Annotated in this window: 1 pseudogene; it reads right to left on the bottom strand. The window is 39.2% G+C overall.

Annotated elements, in window-relative coordinates:
• Positions 1 to 811, bottom strand: a pseudogene (locus tag B3J44_RS22925) (hypothetical protein); the annotation flags it as partial.

Raw genomic sequence — 811 nt, 5'->3', positions numbered from 1 at the left:
GTTACGCTATCTTGATCGTTCTCGCTAGGATCATTATTGTTGGGAGTTGAATTTGGATCAAAATTATCTGAAGTAATTATTTGAGCCACATTTTTATATTCATCTACAATCCCAACCGAAGCATTAATTTTAACAATGTAAGTAAGCTGAGTAGAAGCACCAGATGCTAAATTCAAAACTGGCCATGTAATTGTGTTTCCTGCAAATACACCTCCGTTGTTTGCACTGATGAAAGTAAAGCCAGATGGAAGCACATCATTTGCACTTACTCCTGTTGCGTCATCAGGCCCAAAGTTTGTTACTGTTATTGTAAAATCAATTTGATCTCCTACATAAGGAGAAAGATTACTCGCCGTTTTAGTCAAAGCAATATCAGAACACAAGATAACATTGATATCAACTTTAAGGGCATTCCCTATAGTATTTTCACAAACTGCATTATTCTGAACCGTAACATAATACGATGTATTTGCAGTTAAAGAAGGGGTAACAAAGACTGCCCCCGTATAAAGCAATACGGATAAATTAGGATCCTGATACCAATTGAATATCGGATTATTAAGCGCACTTGAGGCAGTAATTGTTGATGTACCGCCTGTACAAATTGTTGCGTTCGATATATCAACTGCAATATCTGAAGCTAGCCCTAAAGAATTTACCGTTACCGTCACCGCTTTTCTGGTGTTCGGAAGGTTTTCGCAAACCCCATCACCGCTTACGCTAACGTAATAGGTTGTAGTTGCTGTTGGCGAAGGGCTGTATGAAGCCCCAGTGCTTAAGACTGTTGCAGTTGTCTGATCGGCATACCATC

The organism is Flavobacterium sp. UBA4854, assembly GCF_002399805.1.
In the GTDB taxonomy this organism is placed as follows: domain Bacteria; phylum Bacteroidota; class Bacteroidia; order Flavobacteriales; family Flavobacteriaceae; genus Flavobacterium; species Flavobacterium ginsengisoli.
Note: the sequence above shows the minus strand (reverse complement) of the source record. Positions and strands in the feature narration are given on the sequence as shown.